This window comes from Pelomonas sp. Root405 (genome assembly GCF_001425165.1).
In the GTDB taxonomy this organism is placed as follows: Bacteria; Pseudomonadota; Gammaproteobacteria; order Burkholderiales; family Burkholderiaceae_C; genus Pelomonas.
The window spans coordinates 936,063-954,566 of sequence record NZ_LMDU01000001.1; the positions used below are offsets into that span (position 1 = coordinate 936,063).

Here is an 18,504-nt window from a genome sequence, read left to right on the forward strand (position 1 = left end):
CGCCCATGCCTGCCGACCGGATCGTCCTGACCAACCAATTCCTCATCGCCATGCCTGGCATGGCCGACGAGGCCTTCGCAGGCACGGTGGTCTACCTCTGCGAGCACAACGACAACGGCGCCCTCGGCCTCGTCATCAACAAACCCATCGCGTTGACGCTGGGCAACCTGTTCGAGAAAGTCGAGCTGAGCCCGCCGGCCGACCCGCTCGCGGGCAGCCCGGTCTTCTACGGTGGCCCCGTCCAGACGGATCGCGGTTTCGTGCTGCACGAGCCGCTGGACGAGGAGGGCGGCCACTACAACGCGACGCTGGCCGTGCCCGGGGGCCTGGAGATGACCACCAGCCGCGATGTGCTGGAGGCGCTGTCCAACGGCGCCGGGCCGAAGAAGATCCTCGTCACGCTGGGCTACAGCGGCTGGGCCGCCGGCCAGCTCGAAGAAGAAATCGGCCGCAACGGCTGGCTGACCGTGGACGCCTCGCCTGCCATCATCTTCGACACGCCAGCAGAACTGCGCTACGAGCGCGCCTTGGCGCTGTTGGGCGTGGACCCGCGCATGCTGAGCTCGGACGCGGGGCATGCATGAGCCCCTCGCCCGGTCTTGCCCCGCTGAACGCGGGCCAGCCCAGTCGGTCCCCCGAGGGGACGGCGATTGACCGGGCTCGGAGCCCGGTCAACATCGCCCAACGGGCCGGCTTGGGGCGGCCCGGCGCTCGGCCCCAATCCAGCCGTCTGGGCTGCTGAGATGGCAGCAACCCTCTCTGCGGCCCATCAGTCCTTTCTTGCTTTTGATTTCGGCACCCGCCGCATCGGCGTGGCGTCCGGCACGCGCCTGCTGGGTGCCGCTGAGCCCCGCGCAACGGTCAAGAGCGGCGACTTCGCGGCAATCGCCGCGCTGATCGAGACCTGGCAGCCCGACGCCCTCGTCATCGGCGTGCCGCGCTACCCCGACGGTGCGCCGCATGTGATGACGACCAAGGCCCAGAACTTCGGCCGCCGCCTGGCCGGGCGCCACCATCTGCCGGTCTTCGAGGTGGACGAGCGCTACACCAGCGTCGAGGCCGAGGCCGAGGGCGCCCACGATGTGGACGCCGCCGCCGCCGCCCTCATCCTTGAACAATTCTTCCGGGAACACCCATGAGTGAACTGCTGCTTGACGCCGAGGCCCTCTACCTCGAACTCAAACGCGGCGTGCAGCGACTGCTGACCGCCGACACCGCCTTGGTGGGCATCTGGAGCGGCGGCGCCTGGCTGGCCGAGCGGCTGGCCGTGGACCTGGGTCTGGCGGACGCCGGGGTCATTTCCAGCGTGCTGCACCGGGACGACTTCGGCTCGCGCGGCCTCGCCAAGGCCGACCACACCTCGCTGCCCTTCAACGTGAACGGGCGCGACATCCTGCTGATCGACGACGTGCTCTACACCGGCCGCACGACGCGCGCCGTCATCAACGAGCTGTTCGACTTCGGCCGCCCGGCCAGCGTGCAGCTGGCGGTGCTGGTGGACCGCGGCGGGCGGCAACTGCCCATCGAGCCGGCGTTCTCGGCCGCGCGTGTCACGCTGTCTGCCGACCAGCATCTGCGCCTGGCGCGCACCGACGACGGTCGATTCGCATTCGAGGTGAAGTGATGGCCCCCATGTTCACTTCATTCACTGCCCCCCGAGGGGGCGTCGGCCTCCTTTGGGGCGGCCCTGCAGGAGTCCGCTGATGCTGTCCAAACGCAACCCCCAGCTCAACAAGCACGGCGAACTCATCCACCTGCTGTCCATCGAAGGCCTGCCGCGTGCGGTCATCGAGCAGATCCTCGACACGGCGGGCAGCTTCCTGTCGGTCAATGACCGCGAGGTCAAGAAGGTGCCGCTGCTGCGCGGCAAGTCGGTGTTCAACCTGTTCTTCGAGAACAGCACGCGCACCCGCACCACCTTCGAGATCGCCGCCAAGCGACTGTCTGCCGACGTCATCAACCTCGACATCGCACGCAGCTCCACCGCCAAGGGCGAGACGCTGCTGGACACGGTCGCCAACCTCAGCGCCATGCATGCCGACATGTTCGTCGTGCGCCACAGCGAGAGCGGCGCGCCTCATCTGATCGCCCAGCACTGCGCACCCCACGTGCATGTCGTCAACGCCGGCGATGGCCGTCATGCCCACCCGACGCAAGGGTTGCTGGACATGCACACGATCCGGCACTTCAAACAGGACTTCCGCCAGCTGACGGTCGCCATCGTCGGCGACATCGTGCATTCGCGCGTGGCGCGCAGCGACATCCACGCGCTGAACATCCTGGGTGTGCCCGAGATCCGCGCCGTCGGCCCCAAGACCCTCGTGCCCGGCGACCTGCGCGACATGGGCGTGCGCGTCTGCCATGACATGGCCGAAGGCGTGAAGGGCGCCGACGTGATCATCATGCTGCGCCTGCAGAACGAGCGCATGAACGGCGGCATGCTGCCCAGCAGCGGCGAGTTCTTCAAGCACTTCGGCCTGACACCCGACAAGCTGGCGCTGGCCAAATCCGATGCCATCGTGATGCACCCGGGGCCCATCAACCGCGGCGTGGAGATCGCATCCGAGGTGGCCGACGGCAAGAGCAGCGTGATCCTGCCTCAAGTGACATTCGGCATCGCCGTTCGCATGGCCGTGATGGCCATCCTTGCAGGGAACGAAGCATGAGCGGCGCCGGGCCGCTCCCAAGCCGCTCGCTCCCCCTCGGGGGGACGGCGTGTAACGCCAAGGGGGCAATATGAAAATTCTCATCAAGGGCGGCCGCCTCATCGACCCGGCCTCCGACCTCGACCGCCTCGGCGACGTCGCCATCGCCAACGGCCGCATCGTTCACCTCGGTGACGTCAGCGAGTTCACGGCCGACCGCACCGTGGACGCCAGCGGCCTCATCGTCGCGCCCGGCCTCGTCGACCTTTGCGCCCGCCTGCGCGAGCCCGGCCACGAGCACGAGGGCCTGCTGGAAAGCGAACTCGCGGCGGCCGCAGCCGGCGGCGTGACCAGCCTGGTCTGCCCGCCCGACACCGACCCGGTGCTCGACGAGCCCGGCCTGGTCGAGATGCTGAAGTTCCGCGCCCGCAAGCTCAGCCGTTGCCGCCTCTTCCCGCTCGGTGCGCTGACGCGCCAACTGGGCGGCACCGCGCTGACCGAGATGGCCGAGCTGACCGAGGCCGGCTGCATCGGCTTCTCCCAAGCCGAGGTGCCGATCAAGGACACGCTGGTGCTGAGTCGCGCGCTGCAGTACGCGGCCACCTATGGCTACACGGTCTGGCTGCGCCCGTTGGATGCCTACCTCGGCGGCGGCGTTGCGGCCAGCGGTGCGGTGGCCACGCGGCTGGGGCTGTCGGGCGTTCCTGTCAGCGCCGAGACCGTGGCCCTGCATACCCTCTTCGAGCTGGTCCGCGCGACCGGTGCCCGTGTCCATCTGTGCCGCCTGTCCAGCGCCGCCGGGGTCGAGATCGTGCGCGCCGCCAAGCGCGAGGGCCTGCCCGTGACGGCGGATGTGTCCATCAACTCGCTGCACCTCAGCGATGTCGACATCGGCTACTTCGACTCCGCCATGCGCCTGACGCCACCACTGCGCCAGGGTCGCGACCGCGATGCGCTGAGGGCAGGCTTGGCGGACGGCACCATCGACGCCCTCGTGTCCGACCACATGCCCGTGACGACCGATGAAAAGGCCGTGCCCTTCGCCGAGGCCACGCCGGGCGCGACCGGGCTGGAGCTGCTGCTCAGCCTGGCGCTGCGCTGGGCGCACGACTCCAAGCTGCCGCTGCAGCGCGCGCTTGCCGTCGTCACCGCCGAGCCGGTGCGCGTGCTCGGCAGTGCGCTCGGCTCGCTGTCGGCCAGCGCGGGTCGCCTGGTCGAAGGCGGCGTGGCTGATGTCTGCGTCTTCGATGCGGCCGCGAGCTGGGCGGTCACGCCCGGGGCGCTGGCCAGCCAGGGGAAGCACACGCCATTCGCATTCTCGTCCAGCGGCTTCGAGCTGCCGGCGCGCGTGCGCTGCACGTTGGTGGCCGGCCACATCGCCTACGAAGCCGCATGAGGGCCGTCTGGCGTCTCGTGCGCCTGCTGCCCCACGTGCTGCACGGCCTGTGGATCGTGCGCCGGCACTTCGGGCATATGACGGCTGCGCAGCGCCATGAGCGCATCCAGTGGTGGTCGGCCAGGACGCTGCGCATCCTCGGCATCGAACTCAAGGTCTCGGGCCAGGCCTTGCCTCACGGTCATCTGCTGGTGGCCAACCACGTGTCCTGGCTCGACATCGCCGGCGTGCACGCGGTGCTGCCGCAGGCGCGCTTCGTGTCCAAGGCTGACGTCAAGCATTGGCCGGTCGTCGGTGCCCTGGTCGTGGGCGCCGGCACCCTGTTCATCGAACGCACCAGCAAGCGCGATGCGCTGCGCGTCGTGCACCAGACGGCCGAGGCGCTGCAGGCGGGTGACTGCGTCGCCGTCTTCCCCGAAGGCACGACCGGTGCCGGCCCCGAACTGCTGCCCTTCCACGCCAACCTGCTGCAGGCGGCCGTGGCCACGGGGGCGCCGGTGCTGCCGGTCGTGCTGCGCTGGCATGAGCCGGGCGAGCGCTTCAGCACCTCGGCGCGCTTCATCGGCGACATGACGCTGGGGCAGAGCCTGTGGGCCATTGCGTCGGCACGCGGGCTGGGGCTGGACGTGCAGATCCTGCCAAGCGTGTCGACCACCGGCCAGGATCGCCGCGCCTTGGGCGAAACGCTGCGCAGCGCGATCAGCGCGCGGCTTTGAGCCAAGCCAGGCCGGCCGAGGTCGCGCCGCGGGGGCGGTACTCCAGGCCGATGGCGCCGGGCCAGGCGCGCTCATCCAGCAGCGCGAACTCGTCCGCGTATTCGCCGGCCAGCGGTTCATGGCGGCCGGCCACGCCGGCGACCTGCACATGGCCCAGCCGGCCAAGGTCCAGCGCCCGCGCCAGATGGCTCAGGGACTCGCCGCCCTCGGCGACGCGGCAGTGGTAGAGGTCGAGCTGCAGTTGCACGCATCGCGAATTGAGCTCGTCGAGGAGCGCCAGCGCCTGCGCCTGGCGGTGCAGGAAGTAGCCCGGCATGTCGCGCCGGTTGATCGGCTCGACGATCAGCGGCACCGGTGACTGCCCGGCCGCCCAGGTGAGGTTTGCCAGCCAGGTGCTGCGCGTTTCAGGCGTGTCGTCGGCCAGGCCCGACAGCAGATGCACCCTTGCTGCGCCCAAGCGGGCAGCGAGATCGAGGCCGCGCAGCGTCGCGTCGCGGAACGCGGCCTCGCGGCCGGGCAGGGCCGCAAAGCCGCGCTCACCCGCCGCCCAGTCGCCGGCGGGCGCGTTGATCAGCACGACGCTCAGGCCGGCCAGCCGCGCGGCCAGGGCGTCGATGTCATGCAGATGCGGTTGCTGAAGCTCGACCGCGGCAAAGCCATCGGCGCGTGCGGCCTGCATGCGGTCGAGGTAGGCGTGCTCGGTGTAGAGCCAGTCGAGGTTGGCCGCAAGCTGTCGAGCGGTCACTGCGATTCGGCCACCAGCGCCGGATTCAGGCGCGGGTCGTTGTACATCTTGAACTGGCGGTAGACCTTGAAATAGGCGCGGCCTGCGCGGGCGTCGGCCAGCAGCTCGTCGTAGCAATGGCCGAGGTCGGCGCGCTGCTGGATGAGGCGCACCAGGCGTTCGCTGCAGGCCTGGCGATGCGTGTCGTCGAGGTCGTCGCGTTGGGTCAGCTCGCGCATCGCGGCGATCTTCAGGCCGAGGATGGAGATGCGGTCCAGCATCGAGCCGGCCGTCTCGCTGTTCAGCCGCGCGCCCGGCGGCACCATCGAGCGCGGCAGCGCGCTGGCGAGAGTCGCCGGGTCGACCAAGCCGAGGGCCGACAGCAGCAGCTCGTCGATGCGCTCGATGGCGTCGTTACGGGCCTGGTTGTGGCGGTCGATGGCGCGCTTGTTCGCGACGATCTCCGCGTCCGCAGCCTGGGTGCGCCGGGCCAGGTCTTCCTGGGCCCAGAGACAGCGGTTGTGGAAGTGGTTGGCGGCAATGCAGCCGCGCAGACCGCGGGGGTCGACGGGCACAGGCGCGGTGACAAGGGCCGCGTCGTGGGTGGCGATGACCTCGGCAGAGGAGGGCAGTGAATTCATGATTGAAGTGGAAAATCTCGTGCCACTTGGATGATCTGCCGATGATAGAAGCCCGCCCGTTGATCGTCCGCCTGCGCAATTTCGTCGGCGACACGGTGCTGAGCCTGCCGGCGCTGCGCTTGCTGGCGCAGCATGGCTACAGGCTGGAGCTGGTCGGCAAGGGATGGGCGCGAGAACTGCTGGAGGCCGAAGGCTGGGCGTTGCACGTGCGGCCCAAGGACTTGCGCGGCCGCATCGCCCAGCTGCGCGAATTGCGGCGGCGCTGTCGGGCCGGGGACGCTGGCTTCGACCAGCGCTCCAACACCTTGCTCTTGCCCTATGCCTTCTCGGCCGCACTGGATGCGCGCCTGGCCGGGCTGCAGGCCGAGGGCCATGCGAGCGATGGCCGCAGCTGGCTGATGAAGCGCAGCCACCCGCGCCGCGAGGACCGGCACGTGCTGGTCGAGTATTGGGAGCTGGCCTGCGACTTCCTCGGCATCGAGGCCGAGCCGCCCGGCGACATCGGCATGCAGGTCAGCGCGGCGCAGCGCGAACAGGCGCGCGCACTGTTGGCGGCCCATGGCATCGCACCGGGGCGCTTTGTGCTGATCTGCCCGTTTGCGAACGGCCGCGTCGAGTTGCTCGACCGCAGCTGGCCGGCCTTTCCGGACTTCGTGCAGCGCTTGCGGGCGCGCGACCAGCAGGTTGTCATCGTGCCGGGGCCGGCGGAGGTGGAGGGCGCCAGGCAGCTGTATCCGGAGGCGACCCGGCTGGAGGAGGTTGCGCTGGGCGTCTACAACGCGCTGCTGCAAGAGGCCGGCGTCGTCGTGGCCAACGACACCGGACCGGCCCATATGGCTGCCGGCGTCGGCGCCAGGCTGATCAGCGTGCTGGGGCCGACCGACCCCGCTCGCTGGGCGCCCTGGGGCTCGACGGTGACCGTCCTGCGGCGCTGGCCGGAATGGCCCGGCGCCGCAGAGGTTCTGTCAGCCGTGGATCAGGCCTTGCCCTGATTGGCCACCGCCGCAGCGGCCTTGGCTGCCGCTTCGGCGTCGCCGAGGTAGTAGCTCTTGATCGGCTTGAGGTCGGCGTCCAGTTCGTAGACGAGCGGGATGCCGTTCGGAATGTTGACGCCCACGATGGCGTCGTCCGCGATGTTGTCGAGGTACTTGACCAGCGCGCGGATGCTGTTGCCGTGGGCGGCGATGACGACGCGCTGGCCGCTCTTGATCGTCGGCGCAACGGTCTCGTTCCAGAACGGCAGCACACGGGCCACGGTGTCCTTCAGGCATTCGGTCAGCGGCACGTCGTTCGGGTCGAGTTGGGCATAGCGCACGTCGCTGCGCTCGCTGCGCGGGTCGGTCGCCTCCAGCGCCGGCGGCGGCGTGTCGTAGCTGCGGCGCCAGATCAGCACCTGCTCATCGCCGTACTGCTTGGCCATGTCGGCCTTGTTCAGCCCCTGCAGGGCGCCGTAGTGGCGCTCGTTGAGGCGCCAGGCGTGGCGCACTGGCAGCCAGGTGCGGTCCATCTGGTCCAGGCAGTGCCACAGCGTCCAGACGGCGCGCTTGAGCACCGAGGTGTAGGCGATGTCGAAGTCATAGCCCGCTTCCTTCAGCAGCCGGCCAGCCGTCTTGGCCTGTTCGACGCCGGTCGGCGTGAGGTCGACATCGGTCCAGCCGGTGAAGCGGTTTTCCAGGTTCCAGGTCGATTCGCCGTGGCGGATGAGGACGAGCTTGTACATGGGCTGATGGCACGCAGGTGGTGGGAGGCGCCGGATTATCCGACCCAGCGATAATCGCCGGCTTCGTTGAATTACACGGGATGCTTGCTTGAACTTCCTGATCGAGAACTGGTTTTTGATCGTCGCCGCGCTGGTCTCCGGCGGCTTGCTCATCTGGCCCCTGGTGGTGTCGGGCTCACAGGGCGCGGCGGTCGCCCCCGCGGAAGCGGTGCAACTGATCAACCGCGAGAAGGGCGTGCTGATCGATGTCAGCGAGCCCGAGGAATTCGCCAAGGGGCATGCGGTTGGCGCGCGCAATATCCCCTTCGGCCAGATCGAGGGCCACAAGTCGCTGCCCTCCAACAAATCCCTGCCGCTGGTGCTGGTGTGCCCCACGGGCGCACGTGCCGGCCGTGCTGCGGGCATGCTGCGCAAGCTGGGCTACGAGAAGGCCCGGGTGCTTGCCGGCGGCCTCAGGGCCTGGCGGGAGGCTAGTTTGCCGGTGGAAAAAAGCGCATAGGCGCGTTCCGCCCGAGGAGATCGAGATGGCTGCCGTGAAGATGTATACGACCCTGGTTTGTCCGTTCTGCGTGCGCGCCAAGATGCTGCTGAAGCAGCGCGGCGTCGACCAGATCGAGGAGATTCGTGTCGACCTCAACCCCGGCGAACGCCAGGCCATGATGGACCGGACCGGCCGCCGCACGGTGCCGCAGATCTTCATCGGCGACACCCATGTCGGGGGGTGCGACGACCTCATCGCGCTCGACCAGAAGGGCGGCCTGCTGCCCTTGCTCCAGGCCGCCTGATTTCAAGCCCGGGCAAGCCCCCACATTCCGGGATCAGGCTTGTCACGAGGCCTCGCCCATAATCCGCCACCGCCCGCAGCGCGCCGCCTGCGGGCTTTTGTTTGACGCTCCGTTCGAAAGAATCCCATGGCCGACGAGATCCAAGCCGCCGCCCCCGAAGGCACCCCCGTGTTCCAGATCCAGCGCATGTATCTGAAGGATCTGTCGCTTGAGCAGCCCAATGCGCCCCACATCCTGCTGGAGCAGCAGCAGCCGCAGGTCGACATCAACCTGGCGCTGTCGGCCGAGAACGTCACCGACGGCATCTTTGAAGTCTGCGTGACGGCCACGGTCAACACCAAGGTCGGCGACAAGACGCTGTTCCTGGTGGAAGCCAAGCAGGCCGGCATCTTCGAGATCCGCAACGTGCCCCAAGACCAGGTCGAGGGCATCCTCGGCATCGTCTGCCCGCAGATGGTCTACCCCTATCTGCGCGCCATCGTGTCGGACGTCTGCACCCGCGCCGGCTTCCCGCCCGTGCTGCTGACGGAAGTGAACTTCCAGGCCATGTTCGAGGCCCAGCAGGCCCAGCGCGCTGCCCAGGGCGGCCAAGCCGTCAACTGAGGACCGAGGCCCTGCCTCGCGACGACGCCCCGCCCGTGCGGGGCGTTTTACTTGGGTGAAACTCCGCGCATGACCACGATGAAGATCAGCGTGCTTGGCGCCGGGGCCTGGGGCACGGCCCTGGCCATTCAGGCGGCCAATGCGGGGCATGCGGTGACCCTTTGGGGCAGGGATGCGGCGGCCATCGAGCGGATGAGCGCCAGCCGCCGCAACTCGGCCTATCTGCCCGACAGCGAACTGCCAGCCTCCCTGGCGCTGACGGCCGACCGCGCGCTCGCCGTTGCGCACGCCGCCGACGGCCTGACCATCATCGCCACACCGATGTCGGGCCTGCGCGAGACGCTGGCGGCGCTGCCATCGACGCAGCGCGTGCTGTGGCTGTGCAAGGGCTTCGAGGCGGGCACCGGCCGACTCGGCCATGAGATCGCGCGTGAACTGCGCCCCGCGGGCCAGGGCGCATCGCATGTGGGCGTGCTGTCGGGCCCCAGCTTTGCGCAGGAGGTGGCCGCCGGCCGACCGACGGCGCTGGTTGCTGCCAGCGAGGACGCGGCGCTGGCCCAGGCCGCCGTCGACGCCTTCCACGGCGACAGGCTGCGCGTCTACACCTCCAACGACCCGGTCGGCGTCGAAGTGGGCGGCGCGGTCAAGAACGTGCTGGCCATCGCGGTCGGCGTCTGCGACGGGCTCAGCGCGGTTGCGCCCGATGCGCCGGGGCTGAACGCGCGTGCCGCGCTGATCACCCGCGGCCTGGCCGAGATGCTGCGCCTGGGCCTGGCGCTGGGCGCCCGGGCCGAGACCTTCATGGGCCTGTCCGGCCTCGGCGACCTGGTGTTGACGGCGACGGGTGACCTGTCCCGCAACCGCCGCGTTGGCCTGATGCTGGCGCAGGGCCTGGCGCTGCCGCAGATCCTGCAGCAGCTCGGCCATGTGGCCGAAGGTGTCTACAGCGCGCCGACGGTGCTGGCGCGCGCTCGCGACGCGGGCGTGGAGATGCCCATCACCGAAGGCATGGTGGCCCTGCTGCAGGGTCGCCTGCGCGCGGCCGAGGCGGTCGAACTGTTGATGGGGCGTGACGCCCGCGCCGAATAGGATCAGGCCCCGCCGGCGTAGCCGTTCTGCCGCCAGGCTTCGAACACCGCGACCGCGACGCTGTTGCTCAGGTTCAGGCTGCGCTGGCCTTCACGCATCGGCAGCCTGACGCGTTTTTCGAGCGCAAAGCCGTCGCGCAGCGCCGAGGGCAGGCCAGTCGTCTCGCTGCCGAAAACCAGCCAGTCGCCGGGCTGCCAGGCCACCTCGCCAAAGGGGCGGCTGCCACGCGTCGTGAAGGCGAACATCCGCGCCGTGTCGGGCGACTCGGCGGCGAGGAAGGCGGGCCAGTCCGCATGCCGCTGCACGCGGGCGTACTCGTGGTAATCCAGGCCGGCGCGTTGCAGCAGCTTGTCTTCCATCGAAAATCCTAACGGTTCAATCAGATGCAGACTGCAGCCGGTGTTGGCCGCCAGCCGGATGACGTTGCCGGTGTTGGGCGGGATCTCCGGGTGGACAAGGACGATATGGAACATGGGCCGCAAGTATCCCTGTGGCCTGCGGGCGAGGCTTTACCCGTCTCCCGGTTCCGGCGTGCGCGCGACCACCCAGGCCTGCACGCTCATGACGCCCGCCTGCAGCAGCACGGCGGCCAGCTCGAACATCGTGGCGCCGCTGGTCATGACGTCGTCGAGCAGGGCGACGCTGCTGCCTCTGAGCCGCGCTGCGCGCAGCGGTTCCACGGCGAAGACGCCGCGGACATTGGCGGCGCGAGCTTCCAGCTTGAGCCTCGCCTGGCGTTCGTTGTGGCGCACGCGCAGCAGCAACTCGGGGTCGCAGCGCAGGCCGCGCCGCCGCGCCAGCGCCCGCGCCAGCTCATGGGACTGGTTGTAGCCGCGCTCGCGCAGGCGCTCGCTCGACATGGGCACCGCCAGCAGCCAGTCGGGCTCCTGGACCTCGGCCGCGTTCAACGCCGAGTTCAGCCGCTCCAGCAAGCTCTCGCGCAGGTCCAGTGCCTGGTGGTACTTGAAGTGCTGCAGCAGGCCGTCCCAGGGAAAGCGGTAGTCCAGCGCCGCGACGCTGCGGTCCAGCGGCGGGGGCTCGCGAAGACAGCGCCCGCACTGCGGCCTGGGCCTGTCGGCGAGTTCGGGCGGCAGGCGCGCCGCGCAGGTCCAGCAGCGCGCCTGCGGGGCAGCGTAGAGGGCCAGGCAGCCCTCGCAGATGGTCTGGTGACTCCAGGCGCGGCAGACGGCGCACTGGCCGGCGCAGCGCAGCAGCACTTTCTCGATCAATGCGGGCTTCATTGCCGGCAGGGCGCGCTCGGGCATCGCCTCAATATACTGACCGGCCCATGAGCGAGCCGGCATCGACCCCTACTTCAAACAAGGGGCCAAGGCCTCAGGACCTCGATGCCGTGGCACTGCGTCATCAGGCCCGGCGCCTCGCGCTGGCGCCGCAGCCGCCCTGGCTGCATGCCGAGGTCGCACGCCGGATGGCGGAGCGGCTCGGCTTCATCAAGCTGCAGCCGGCGCGCGTGCTGGATGCGTCGCCCGCACTGGGCGCGAGCGGGGAGCTTTTGCGCCAGGCCTACCCCAATGCGCAAGTGCTGTGGCATGAGGCCGATGCCACGCTGGCGGCGCGGGCTGCACAGAACTGCCCGCAGAGTTGGTGGCAGAAGCTGCGCGGCAGCCCATCTGACCAAGTCGACAGGTTGCCGGCGCGGCCCGAGGTCGACCTGCTGTGGTCCAACATGGCGCTGCATGCCAGTGCCGACCTGCCCGCGCTGCTCGGCGCATGGCAGGCCAGCATCGCCGTTGGCGGCTTCGTCATGTTCTCCTGCCTGGGGCCGGACAGCTTTGTCGAATTGCGCCATGTCTATGCCCGTACAGGCTGGGGTCGGCCTGCGCCGGACTGGTGGGACATGCACGACATCGGCGACCTGGTGCTCAAGGCCGGCTTCGCCGACCCGGTGATGGACCAGGAGACGCTGCGGCTGACCTGGACCAGCCCCGAGAGCCTGCTGGCTGACCTGCGCGCGCTGGGCGGCAATCTCGCGCCGACGCGTTTTGACGGCCTGCGCGGGCGCGCCTGGCATCAGCAGGTGCTGGCCGAACTCGGCACACTGCGCGACGAAACCGGGCGGCTGGCGCTGACGTTGGAGCTGGTCTTCGGCCATGCCTTCAAGACCGCGCCGCGGCTGGCCGTTGCCCCAGAAACCCATGTGTCCATCGATGCAATGCGTGCCACGCTGCGCCGCGGAAAGACCAGCGGCTGAAGGCTGTGCGCCGCCCCGAGCCGGGCGTCTCGTAGGCTGGGCTAAAATCCCGCGCCGCATAGAGAGACGGGCGCAAAACCCGGCTCAATCCACGGATCTTGCTTCCGAAATCCGACCTTTGGGCTGGACGAGCAAGGGCCGCTCTTCAAAGAACCAAGTGACAACCATGACGATGATGAACGCACGAGTGCAGGGCGCCTCACGCGCTTTGGCCATGTGGGCCACGGCGGCGTTGGCCCTGGCAACGGGCCCGGCCTTCGCGGTGAACGACCTCAAGGGCGGCCCGGGCGTCAATCAGCTCGATCTGCACGAGCCGGTCACGCGCATCGCTGCCGAGCAGATGTGGTTGCACAACTTCGTGCTGATCGTCTGCGTCGTCATCTTTGTCGCGGTGTTCGGCGTGATGTTCTATTCGATCTTCAAGCACCGCAAATCCAAGGGCGCGGTGTCGGCCAACTTCCATGAAAGCGTGGCCGTCGAGATCGCCTGGACCGTGGTGCCCCTGCTGATCGTCATCGCCATGGCCCTGCCGGCCACCAAGGTGGTTGTCGCGATGAAGGACACCACCAACGCCGACCTGACCATCAAGGCCACCGGCTACCAGTGGAAGTGGGGCTATGACTACCTCAAGGGCGAGGGCGAGGGCATCGGCTTCCTGGCCACGCTCGACGCCGCGCAGCGCGAAGCCTCGGATTCCGGCCGGCCCGAGCCGGTGGACGACTACCTGCTGAAGGTCGACAACCCGCTGGTCGTGCCGGTGGACAAGAAGATCCGCATCATCACGACGGCCAACGACGTCATCCACGCCTGGATGGTGCCGGCCTTTGGTGTGAAGCAGGATGCCATCCCCGGCTTCGTGCGTGACACCTGGTTCAGGGCCGAAAAGGTTGGCGACTTCTACGGCCAGTGCGCCGAGCTGTGCGGCAAGGAGCACGCTTACATGCCCATCCACGTCAAGGTCGTGTCCGCCGAGGACTACACCAAGTGGGCGGAAGGCAAGCTGAAGGAAATCGCGGCCAAGGCCGATGACCCGAACAAGGTCTGGGAGCAGGCCGCCCTGATTGCCCGCGGCGAGAAGGTCTACACAGCCAACTGCGCGGTCTGCCACAAGGCCGACGGCACGGGCGCTGGCCCGATCAAGGCACTGGCCGGCTCACCGGTCGTGCTGGACGCCGACAAGTCCAAGCAGATCGCCATCCTGCTCAACGGCATCGTCGACAAGGGCATGCCGGCCTGGAAGCAGCTCAGCGACACCGACATCGCCGCCGTGATCACGTACACGAAGAACAGCTGGTCCAACAAGACGGGTCAGATCGTGCAGCCCGCCGAAGTGCTGGCCGCGCGCAAGTAAGTCGAACACCGAAAAAGAGGAATCCAAATGAGTGCAGTGCTTCCCCCCCACGGTGTTCACGCGGGCCATGACGGCCACGCCCACGACGATCACCACGACCACCACGACCACCACGCACCTGCCGGCTGGCGCCGCTGGGTCTTCGCGACCAACCACAAGGACATCGGCACGCTCTACCTGCTGTTCTCGTTCGCGATGCTGATGGTCGGCGGCATCCTGGCCTTGTGCATCCGCGCCGAGCTCTTCCAGCCGGGCCTGCAGTTCTTCAACCCCGAACTCTTCAACCAGTTCACGACCATGCACGGTCTGATCATGGTGTTCGGCGCGATCATGCCGGCCTTCGTCGGCTTCGCGAACTGGATGATCCCGCTGCAGATCGGCGCGGGTGACATGGCCTTTGCGCGGATGAACAACTTCAGCTTCTGGCTGCTGATCCCCGCAGCCCTGATGCTGGTCGGCAGCTTCTTCATGCCCGGCGGCGCTCCCGCTGCCGGCTGGACGCTGTACGCGCCGCTGACGTTGCAGATGGGCCCGTCGATGGACGCCGGCATCTTCGCGATGCACATCATGGGCGCCTCGTCCATCATGGGCTCGATCAACATCATCGTCACCATCCTCAACATGCGCGCCCCTGGCATGACGCTGATGAAGATGCCGATGTTCGCGTGGACCTGGCTGATCACGGCCTACCTGCTGATCGCCGTGATGCCTGTGCTGGCCGGCGCCATCACGATGACGCTGACGGACCGCCATTTCGGCACCGCCTTCTTCAACCCGGCGGGCGGCGGCGACCCGGTCATGTACCAGCACATCTTCTGGTTCTTCGGCCACCCCGAGGTCTACATCATGATCTTGCCGGCCTTCGGCATCATCAGCCAGATCGTGCCGGCCTTTGCCCGCAAGCGCCTGTTCGGCTATGCGTCCATGGTGTACGCGACGGCCTCCATCGCCATCCTGTCCTTCATCGTCTGGGCCCACCACATGTTCACCACCGGCATGCCGGTGACCGGTCAGCTGTTCTTCATGTACGCGACCATGCTGATCGCCGTGCCCACGGGCGTGAAGATCTTCAACTGGCTGGCGACCATGTGGCGCGGCTCGATGACCTTCGAGACGCCGATGCTGTTCGCCGTCGGCTTCATCTTCGTGTTCACGATGGGCGGCTTCACCGGCCTGATCCTGGCGATGGCGCCGGTCGACATCCAGCTGCAGGACACCTACTACGTCGTGGCCCACTTCCACTACGTGCTGGTGGCCGGCTCGCTGTACGCGCTGTTCGCGGGCGTCTACTACTGGGGCCCGAAGTGGACCGGTGTCATGTACTCCGAGACGCGCGGCAAGATCCACTTCTGGGGCTCGTTGATCTTCTTCAACGTGACCTTCTTCCCGATGCACTTCCTGGGTCTGGCCGGCATGCCACGTCGCTATGCCGACTACCCGATGCAGTTCACCGACTTCAATGCCCTCGCGTCGGTCGGCGCCTTCGGCTTCGGTCTGATGCAGGTCTACTTCTTCCTGTTCATCGTCGTGCCGATGATGCGCGGCAAGGGTGAGAAGGCAGCGCAGAAGCCTTGGGAAGCTGCCGAGGGCCTGGAGTGGGAAGTGCCGTCGCCGGCGCCGTTCCACACCTTCGAAGAGCCGCCCAAGCTGGACGCCTCGGCCACCAAGATCGTCCACGGTCACTGATCGCGATGACACCCGAGCAGCGCAAGAGCAACCGCCGGCTGGGCCTGATCCTGCTGACGATCGCGCTTGCGTTCGGGGTCGGGTTCATTGCCAAGATCGTGCTGCTCTCACCCTGACATGCGTCTTCTGGCCGCCCTGCAACGCGACAACCATCAGCTGCTGAAGAAGCTGGCGGTCATCGTCGTGCTGATGTTCGGCTTCAGCTACTCGCTCGTGTATTTCTACGATGCGATCTGCAGGGCGCTGGGCATCAATGTGCTGTCGCTGGCCGAGCGTCAGGTGGTGTCGGCGGACAAGGGGCTGGCCAACGGCAATGGCCAGGTCGACTACAGCCGCGAGATCACCGTCGAGTTCGACGCCAATGCGCGCGGTCCCTGGGACTTCAAGCCGGCGGTGCGCCACATGACGGTGCACCCCGGACAGCTGAGCCAGGTCATGTACGAGTTCCGCAACAAGCAGGACCGCACGATGGCCGCGCAGGCGATCCCCAGCTACGCGCCCATGCAGGCCAGCGCGCATTTCAACAAGCTGGAATGCTTCTGCTTCAACGAGTACACGCTGAAGCCGGGCGAGACCAAGCAGTGGCCGGTCGTGTTCGTCATCGACCCCAAGCTGCCCAAGGATGTGAAGACCATCACCCTGTCCTATACCTTCTTCGAGGTGGCGGGCAAGGGCGGGTTCAAGGTTGGCGAAGCGCAAGGATTGCGTTCAGGTGCGGGAGCCGCGCTGTGAGCAAGCCGGGCCAGGATTTCAAGGAGGCACTGGGCCGCAAGGCCTCGTTTCGCCAGACGATCTCGGCCGTGGCCTGGAGTTTTTTCGGCGTGCGCCGGGGCAAGGATCATGAGCAGGACATGGCCAAGCTCAACCCCGTGCACGTGATCATTGCGGGCGTGCTTGGCGCGGCCCTGTTTGTATTGGTGCTGGTGCTGCTGGTCCGTTGGGTCATCAGCAGCGGCGTGGCCGGGGCCTGACGGCCCGGTCGCAACAGAGTTCAGAACGAGCGAGTACTAGGAGAACAACATGTCGGCAGCGACTACCCCGGGCAAGACCCCGTACTACTTCGTCCCGGCGCCCTCGTGGTATCCGGTGGGGGCCGCCATCGGCCTGTTCTTCGTCATCCTGGGCGCGGGCCAATGGATCAACGGCCATGGCTGGGGCATGTATTCCCTGTTCGCCGGCCTGGCGGGCTGGGCCTTCGTGCTGCAGCAGTGGTTCCGCGAGGCCATCCACGAGAGCGAGACAGGCCTTTACAGCGACCGCATCGATGTCTCCTTCCGCTGGAGCATGGGGTGGTTCATCTTCTCGGAGGTGATGTTCTTCGCCGCCTTCTTCGGCGCGCTGTACTGGGCGCGGGTCTACTCGGTGCCGTCGCTGGGCAGCCTGGAGAACGCGCTGCTGTGGCCCGACTTCAAGGCCATCTGGCCGAGCACCGCAGCCGGTTTCACCGCCGCGCCGGGCGGCACCGTCGAGCCCTTCTCGACCATCGGCCCCTGGCCGCTGCCGACCGTCAACACCGCGCTGCTGCTGACCTCGGGCGTGACGCTGACCATCGCCCACCATGCGCTGATCGCCGGCCACCGTGCCAAGACCATCAGCTTCATGTGGATCACCGTGGCGCTGGGCATGATCTTCCTGTTCGTGCAGGGCTTTGAGTACGCCCACGCCTACCAGGACCTGAACCTGAAGCTCAACTCCGGCGTGTTCGGCTCGACCTTCTTCATGCTGACCGGCTTTCACGGCTTCCATGTGTTCGTCGGCATGCTGATGCTGCTGTTCATCACCATTCGCCTGCACAAGGGCCACTTCACGGCCGACCGCCACTTCGGCTTCGAAGGCGCGGCCTGGTACTGGCACTTCGTCGACGTGGTCTGGCTGGGCCTCTACGTTGTCGTCTACTGGATGTAAGTCGCGCGATCCGCGGCACAAAGACAAAGCGCCGCGAAAGCGGCGCTTTTTTGTTGGCTTCAGCGGCTCAGCGGCACGCCGGTCGGCTGTATCCAGCCCATCCACCAGCAGAACAGAATGATGAGAAACAGCGCGATCGACACGGCCACGCGGACCGCCAGCGCACGCGCCATGTTCGGGCTGCGCTTGTCGCCGCGCCCCTTGCGAAGCATGAAGAAGCCCGCCGTGCCCAGCGCGCCGAGGATGCCGATGAAGGCGATCAGGATCACGAAGTTCATGGGCGGGCATTATCCGCTCGGGGCCTGGCCATGCTGAGCCGCCGCGGCTGGCTGGTGTTAGTAGCGGCCGTGCTGAGCGCCGCACTGACGGCGCGCCTGGGCTTCTGGCAACTCGACCGCGCCGCCTACAAGCTTGAGCTGCAGTCGGCCATCGACGCGCAGGCCGAGCGGCCCGCCCTGGGCAATGCCGAGCTGGACGGCGCCGAGTTGCACCGCCGCGTCGTGCTGCGTGGTACCTGGGCCACCGATCACGCCGTCTGGCTCGACAACCGTCCCATGGACGGCCGCGTCGGTTTCTTCGTCGTGACGCCGCTGCGCCTGGCCGGCCGCGCCGATGCCATCCTCGTGCAGCGTGGCTGGGCGCCGCGTCATTCGGTCGACCGCAAGCTGCTGCCGCCGCTGACAACGCCGACGGGCGAGGTCGAGGTCGTCGGCCGGCTGGCGGCGTCGCCGTCGCGGCTATATGAGCTTGGAGAGGGCTCGGTCGGGGCGATCCGGCAGAATCTCGACCCTGTCGCCTTCGGCGCCGAGGCGGGCCTCAGCTTGCTGCCGCTGACGGTCGTGCAGACGTCGGCGAGCGTTGACGACGGGCTGTTGCGCCACTGGCCTGCGCCGGAACTCGGCCTTCACAAACACTATGGCTATGCCTTTCAATGGTTTGCGCTCTGCGCGCTGATCCTGGTCCTCTATGTCTGGTTCCAAATCGTCCGCCCCCGGCTCCGCCAGCAGCAGCCCTGAACCGCTGAGCTTCTC

25 protein-coding genes are annotated in these 18,504 nt (G+C 67.8%); 19 read left to right on the forward strand and 6 right to left on the reverse strand.

Annotated elements, in window-relative coordinates; genetic code table 11:
* The first annotated feature begins 5 nt into the window (after positions 1 to 5).
* The 6 genes from ASC81_RS04120 to ASC81_RS04145 all read left to right on the forward strand — a co-directional run bounded on the left by ASC81_RS04120 (position 6) and on the right by ASC81_RS04145 (position 4,757).
* Positions 6 to 584 carry a YqgE/AlgH family protein gene (locus ASC81_RS04120; protein WP_056264300.1) on the forward strand — a complete coding sequence of 193 codons (579 nt, stop codon included), beginning with the start codon at positions 6 to 8 and terminating at the stop codon, positions 582 to 584.
* A 159-nt stretch (positions 585 to 743) separates the two neighbouring features.
* Complete coding sequence (gene ruvX / locus ASC81_RS04125; protein ID WP_056263038.1) at positions 744 to 1,139, forward strand: Holliday junction resolvase RuvX; 396 nt, start codon at positions 744 to 746, stop codon at positions 1,137 to 1,139.
* Positions 1,136 to 1,624: a bifunctional pyr operon transcriptional regulator/uracil phosphoribosyltransferase PyrR gene (pyrR, locus tag ASC81_RS04130; protein WP_056263040.1), complete on the forward strand. Its 489-nt coding sequence runs from the start codon at positions 1,136 to 1,138 to the stop codon at positions 1,622 to 1,624. The genes ruvX and pyrR overlap by 4 nt, the downstream gene beginning before the upstream one ends.
* Before the next feature lie 79 nt (positions 1,625 to 1,703).
* Positions 1,704 to 2,666, forward strand: a complete 963-nt coding sequence (locus ASC81_RS04135; protein ID WP_056263041.1) for an aspartate carbamoyltransferase catalytic subunit — start codon at positions 1,704 to 1,706, stop codon at positions 2,664 to 2,666.
* Positions 2,667 to 2,736: 70 nt separating this feature from the next.
* A complete protein-coding gene (locus ASC81_RS04140) occupies positions 2,737 to 4,041 on the forward strand; it encodes a dihydroorotase (RefSeq protein ID WP_056263043.1) in 1,305 nt (434 codons plus the stop codon).
* A complete protein-coding gene (locus ASC81_RS04145; RefSeq protein WP_056263046.1) occupies positions 4,038 to 4,757 on the forward strand; it encodes a 1-acyl-sn-glycerol-3-phosphate acyltransferase in 720 nt (239 codons plus the stop codon). Before ASC81_RS04140 ends, ASC81_RS04145 begins: the two co-directional genes overlap by 4 nt.
* On the opposite strand, the gene ASC81_RS04150 is transcribed toward ASC81_RS04145, so the two are convergent.
* Together ASC81_RS04150 and ASC81_RS04155 are read right to left on the reverse strand one after the other, a co-directional pair.
* Positions 4,741 to 5,502 (reverse strand): hydroxypyruvate isomerase family protein, encoded by a 762-nt coding sequence (locus ASC81_RS04150; protein WP_235533564.1) that lies wholly within the window; start codon positions 5,500 to 5,502, stop codon positions 4,741 to 4,743. The two genes, ASC81_RS04145 and ASC81_RS04150, sit on opposite strands and share 17 nt — an antisense overlap.
* Complete coding sequence (locus ASC81_RS04155; RefSeq protein WP_056263048.1) at positions 5,499 to 6,122, reverse strand: DUF4254 domain-containing protein; 624 nt, start codon at positions 6,120 to 6,122, stop codon at positions 5,499 to 5,501. Before ASC81_RS04155 ends, ASC81_RS04150 begins: the two co-directional genes overlap by 4 nt.
* A 41-nt stretch (positions 6,123 to 6,163) precedes the next feature.
* Here ASC81_RS04155 and ASC81_RS04160 point away from each other — a divergent pair, with 41 nt between their 5' ends.
* Positions 6,164 to 7,114, forward strand: coding sequence for a glycosyltransferase family 9 protein (locus ASC81_RS04160; RefSeq protein WP_056263052.1), 951 nt, complete (start codon positions 6,164 to 6,166; stop codon positions 7,112 to 7,114).
* On the opposite strand, the gene gpmA is transcribed toward ASC81_RS04160, so the two are convergent.
* Entirely contained in the window at positions 7,099 to 7,842 is a 744-nt protein-coding gene (gene gpmA / locus ASC81_RS04165; RefSeq protein ID WP_056263055.1) for a 2,3-diphosphoglycerate-dependent phosphoglycerate mutase, read from the reverse strand. The genes ASC81_RS04160 and gpmA overlap by 16 nt on opposite strands.
* An 88-nt stretch (positions 7,843 to 7,930) precedes the next feature.
* On the opposite strand from gpmA, the gene ASC81_RS04170 reads away from it, so the two are divergent.
* The 4 genes from ASC81_RS04170 to ASC81_RS04185 all read left to right on the forward strand — a co-directional run bounded on the left by ASC81_RS04170 (position 7,931) and on the right by ASC81_RS04185 (position 10,319).
* Entirely contained in the window at positions 7,931 to 8,341 is a 411-nt protein-coding gene (locus ASC81_RS04170; protein ID WP_056263058.1) for a rhodanese-like domain-containing protein, read from the forward strand.
* A gap of 25 nt (positions 8,342 to 8,366) precedes the next feature.
* A complete protein-coding gene (gene grxC, locus ASC81_RS04175; protein ID WP_056263063.1) occupies positions 8,367 to 8,627 on the forward strand; it encodes a glutaredoxin 3 in 261 nt (86 codons plus the stop codon).
* A gap of 126 nt (positions 8,628 to 8,753) precedes the next feature.
* Complete coding sequence (secB, locus tag ASC81_RS04180; RefSeq protein WP_056263066.1) at positions 8,754 to 9,230, forward strand: protein-export chaperone SecB; 477 nt, start codon at positions 8,754 to 8,756, stop codon at positions 9,228 to 9,230.
* Positions 9,231 to 9,308: 78 nt separating this feature from the next.
* Positions 9,309 to 10,319, forward strand: coding sequence for an NAD(P)H-dependent glycerol-3-phosphate dehydrogenase (locus tag ASC81_RS04185; protein WP_056264306.1), 1,011 nt, complete (start codon positions 9,309 to 9,311; stop codon positions 10,317 to 10,319).
* 2 nt (positions 10,320 to 10,321) lie between these two features.
* On the opposite strand, the gene trmL is transcribed toward ASC81_RS04185, so the two are convergent.
* Together trmL and ASC81_RS04195 are read right to left on the reverse strand one after the other, a co-directional pair.
* Positions 10,322 to 10,792, reverse strand: coding sequence for a tRNA (uridine(34)/cytosine(34)/5-carboxymethylaminomethyluridine(34)-2'-O)-methyltransferase TrmL (gene trmL, locus ASC81_RS04190; protein WP_056263069.1), 471 nt, complete (start codon positions 10,790 to 10,792; stop codon positions 10,322 to 10,324).
* 36 nt (positions 10,793 to 10,828) lie between these two features.
* The gene (locus ASC81_RS04195) at positions 10,829 to 11,584 is read right to left on the reverse strand and encodes a ComF family protein (protein ID WP_056263071.1); all 756 of its coding nucleotides are present in this window, start codon (positions 11,582 to 11,584) and stop codon (positions 10,829 to 10,831) included.
* A gap of 86 nt (positions 11,585 to 11,670) precedes the next feature.
* On the opposite strand from ASC81_RS04195, the gene ASC81_RS04200 reads away from it, so the two are divergent.
* From ASC81_RS04200 to ASC81_RS04225, 7 genes are all read left to right on the forward strand, one after another.
* Entirely contained in the window at positions 11,671 to 12,531 is an 861-nt protein-coding gene (locus ASC81_RS04200; protein ID WP_056263074.1) for a methyltransferase domain-containing protein, read from the forward strand.
* Positions 12,532 to 12,745: 214 nt separating this feature from the next.
* The gene (gene coxB, locus ASC81_RS04205) at positions 12,746 to 13,882 is read left to right on the forward strand and encodes a cytochrome c oxidase subunit II (RefSeq protein ID WP_056264309.1); all 1,137 of its coding nucleotides are present in this window, start codon (positions 12,746 to 12,748) and stop codon (positions 13,880 to 13,882) included.
* A 27-nt stretch (positions 13,883 to 13,909) separates the two neighbouring features.
* Positions 13,910 to 15,568 carry a cytochrome c oxidase subunit I gene (gene ctaD / locus ASC81_RS04210; protein WP_056263077.1) on the forward strand — a complete coding sequence of 553 codons (1,659 nt, stop codon included), beginning with the start codon at positions 13,910 to 13,912 and terminating at the stop codon, positions 15,566 to 15,568.
* A gap of 5 nt (positions 15,569 to 15,573) precedes the next feature.
* Entirely contained in the window at positions 15,574 to 15,684 is a 111-nt protein-coding gene (locus tag ASC81_RS27720) for a cytochrome oxidase small assembly protein (protein WP_235533565.1), read from the forward strand.
* 1 nt (position 15,685) lies between these two features.
* Positions 15,686 to 16,300 (forward strand): cytochrome c oxidase assembly protein, encoded by a 615-nt coding sequence (locus ASC81_RS04215; RefSeq protein ID WP_056263080.1) that lies wholly within the window; start codon positions 15,686 to 15,688, stop codon positions 16,298 to 16,300.
* Positions 16,297 to 16,539 carry a DUF2970 domain-containing protein gene (locus tag ASC81_RS04220; RefSeq protein ID WP_056263081.1) on the forward strand — a complete coding sequence of 81 codons (243 nt, stop codon included), beginning with the start codon at positions 16,297 to 16,299 and terminating at the stop codon, positions 16,537 to 16,539. Before ASC81_RS04215 ends, ASC81_RS04220 begins: the two co-directional genes overlap by 4 nt.
* A 49-nt stretch (positions 16,540 to 16,588) precedes the next feature.
* Positions 16,589 to 17,473 (forward strand): cytochrome c oxidase subunit 3, encoded by an 885-nt coding sequence (locus tag ASC81_RS04225; RefSeq protein WP_056263084.1) that lies wholly within the window; start codon positions 16,589 to 16,591, stop codon positions 17,471 to 17,473.
* Between the two features lie 59 nt (positions 17,474 to 17,532).
* Here the strand turns inward: ASC81_RS04225 and ASC81_RS04230 are convergent, their stop codons facing one another.
* Complete coding sequence (locus ASC81_RS04230; protein ID WP_056263087.1) at positions 17,533 to 17,751, reverse strand: DUF2909 domain-containing protein; 219 nt, start codon at positions 17,749 to 17,751, stop codon at positions 17,533 to 17,535.
* A 30-nt stretch (positions 17,752 to 17,781) separates the two neighbouring features.
* Between ASC81_RS04230 and ASC81_RS04235 the strand changes: the two genes are divergently transcribed.
* Positions 17,782 to 18,489 (forward strand): SURF1 family protein, encoded by a 708-nt coding sequence (locus ASC81_RS04235; RefSeq protein WP_056263090.1) that lies wholly within the window; start codon positions 17,782 to 17,784, stop codon positions 18,487 to 18,489.
* The last annotated feature ends 15 nt before the right edge of the window (positions 18,490 to 18,504 follow it).

Bases quoted from the DNA above. Each gene is read 5' to 3' on its own strand.
- ASC81_RS04120 (WP_056264300.1), top strand. From the start codon at position 6: ATGCCTGCCGACCGGATCGTCCTGACCAACCAATTCCTCATCGCCATG.
- ruvX (WP_056263038.1), top strand. From the start codon at position 744: ATGGCAGCAACCCTCTCTGCGGCCCATCAGTCCTTTCTTGCTTTTGAT.
- pyrR (WP_056263040.1), top strand. From the start codon at position 1,136: ATGAGTGAACTGCTGCTTGACGCCGAGGCCCTCTACCTCGAACTCAAA.
- ASC81_RS04135 (WP_056263041.1), top strand. From the start codon at position 1,704: ATGCTGTCCAAACGCAACCCCCAGCTCAACAAGCACGGCGAACTCATC.
- ASC81_RS04140 (WP_056263043.1), top strand. From the start codon at position 2,737: ATGAAAATTCTCATCAAGGGCGGCCGCCTCATCGACCCGGCCTCCGAC.
- ASC81_RS04145 (WP_056263046.1), top strand. From the start codon at position 4,038: ATGAGGGCCGTCTGGCGTCTCGTGCGCCTGCTGCCCCACGTGCTGCAC.
- ASC81_RS04155 (WP_056263048.1), bottom strand. From the start codon at position 6,122: ATGAATTCACTGCCCTCCTCTGCCGAGGTCATCGCCACCCACGACGCG.
- ASC81_RS04160 (WP_056263052.1), top strand. From the start codon at position 6,164: ATGATAGAAGCCCGCCCGTTGATCGTCCGCCTGCGCAATTTCGTCGGC.
- gpmA (WP_056263055.1), bottom strand. From the start codon at position 7,842: ATGTACAAGCTCGTCCTCATCCGCCACGGCGAATCGACCTGGAACCTG.
- grxC (WP_056263063.1), top strand. From the start codon at position 8,367: ATGGCTGCCGTGAAGATGTATACGACCCTGGTTTGTCCGTTCTGCGTG.
- secB (WP_056263066.1), top strand. From the start codon at position 8,754: ATGGCCGACGAGATCCAAGCCGCCGCCCCCGAAGGCACCCCCGTGTTC.
- ASC81_RS04185 (WP_056264306.1), top strand. From the start codon at position 9,309: ATGAAGATCAGCGTGCTTGGCGCCGGGGCCTGGGGCACGGCCCTGGCC.
- trmL (WP_056263069.1), bottom strand. From the start codon at position 10,792: ATGTTCCATATCGTCCTTGTCCACCCGGAGATCCCGCCCAACACCGGC.
- ASC81_RS04195 (WP_056263071.1), bottom strand. From the start codon at position 11,584: ATGCCCGAGCGCGCCCTGCCGGCAATGAAGCCCGCATTGATCGAGAAA.
- coxB (WP_056264309.1), top strand. From the start codon at position 12,746: ATGTGGGCCACGGCGGCGTTGGCCCTGGCAACGGGCCCGGCCTTCGCG.
- ctaD (WP_056263077.1), top strand. From the start codon at position 13,910: ATGAGTGCAGTGCTTCCCCCCCACGGTGTTCACGCGGGCCATGACGGC.
- ASC81_RS27720 (WP_235533565.1), top strand. From the start codon at position 15,574: ATGACACCCGAGCAGCGCAAGAGCAACCGCCGGCTGGGCCTGATCCTG.
- ASC81_RS04215 (WP_056263080.1), top strand. From the start codon at position 15,686: ATGCGTCTTCTGGCCGCCCTGCAACGCGACAACCATCAGCTGCTGAAG.
- ASC81_RS04225 (WP_056263084.1), top strand. From the start codon at position 16,589: ATGTCGGCAGCGACTACCCCGGGCAAGACCCCGTACTACTTCGTCCCG.
- ASC81_RS04230 (WP_056263087.1), bottom strand. From the start codon at position 17,751: ATGAACTTCGTGATCCTGATCGCCTTCATCGGCATCCTCGGCGCGCTG.
- ASC81_RS04235 (WP_056263090.1), top strand. From the start codon at position 17,782: ATGCTGAGCCGCCGCGGCTGGCTGGTGTTAGTAGCGGCCGTGCTGAGC.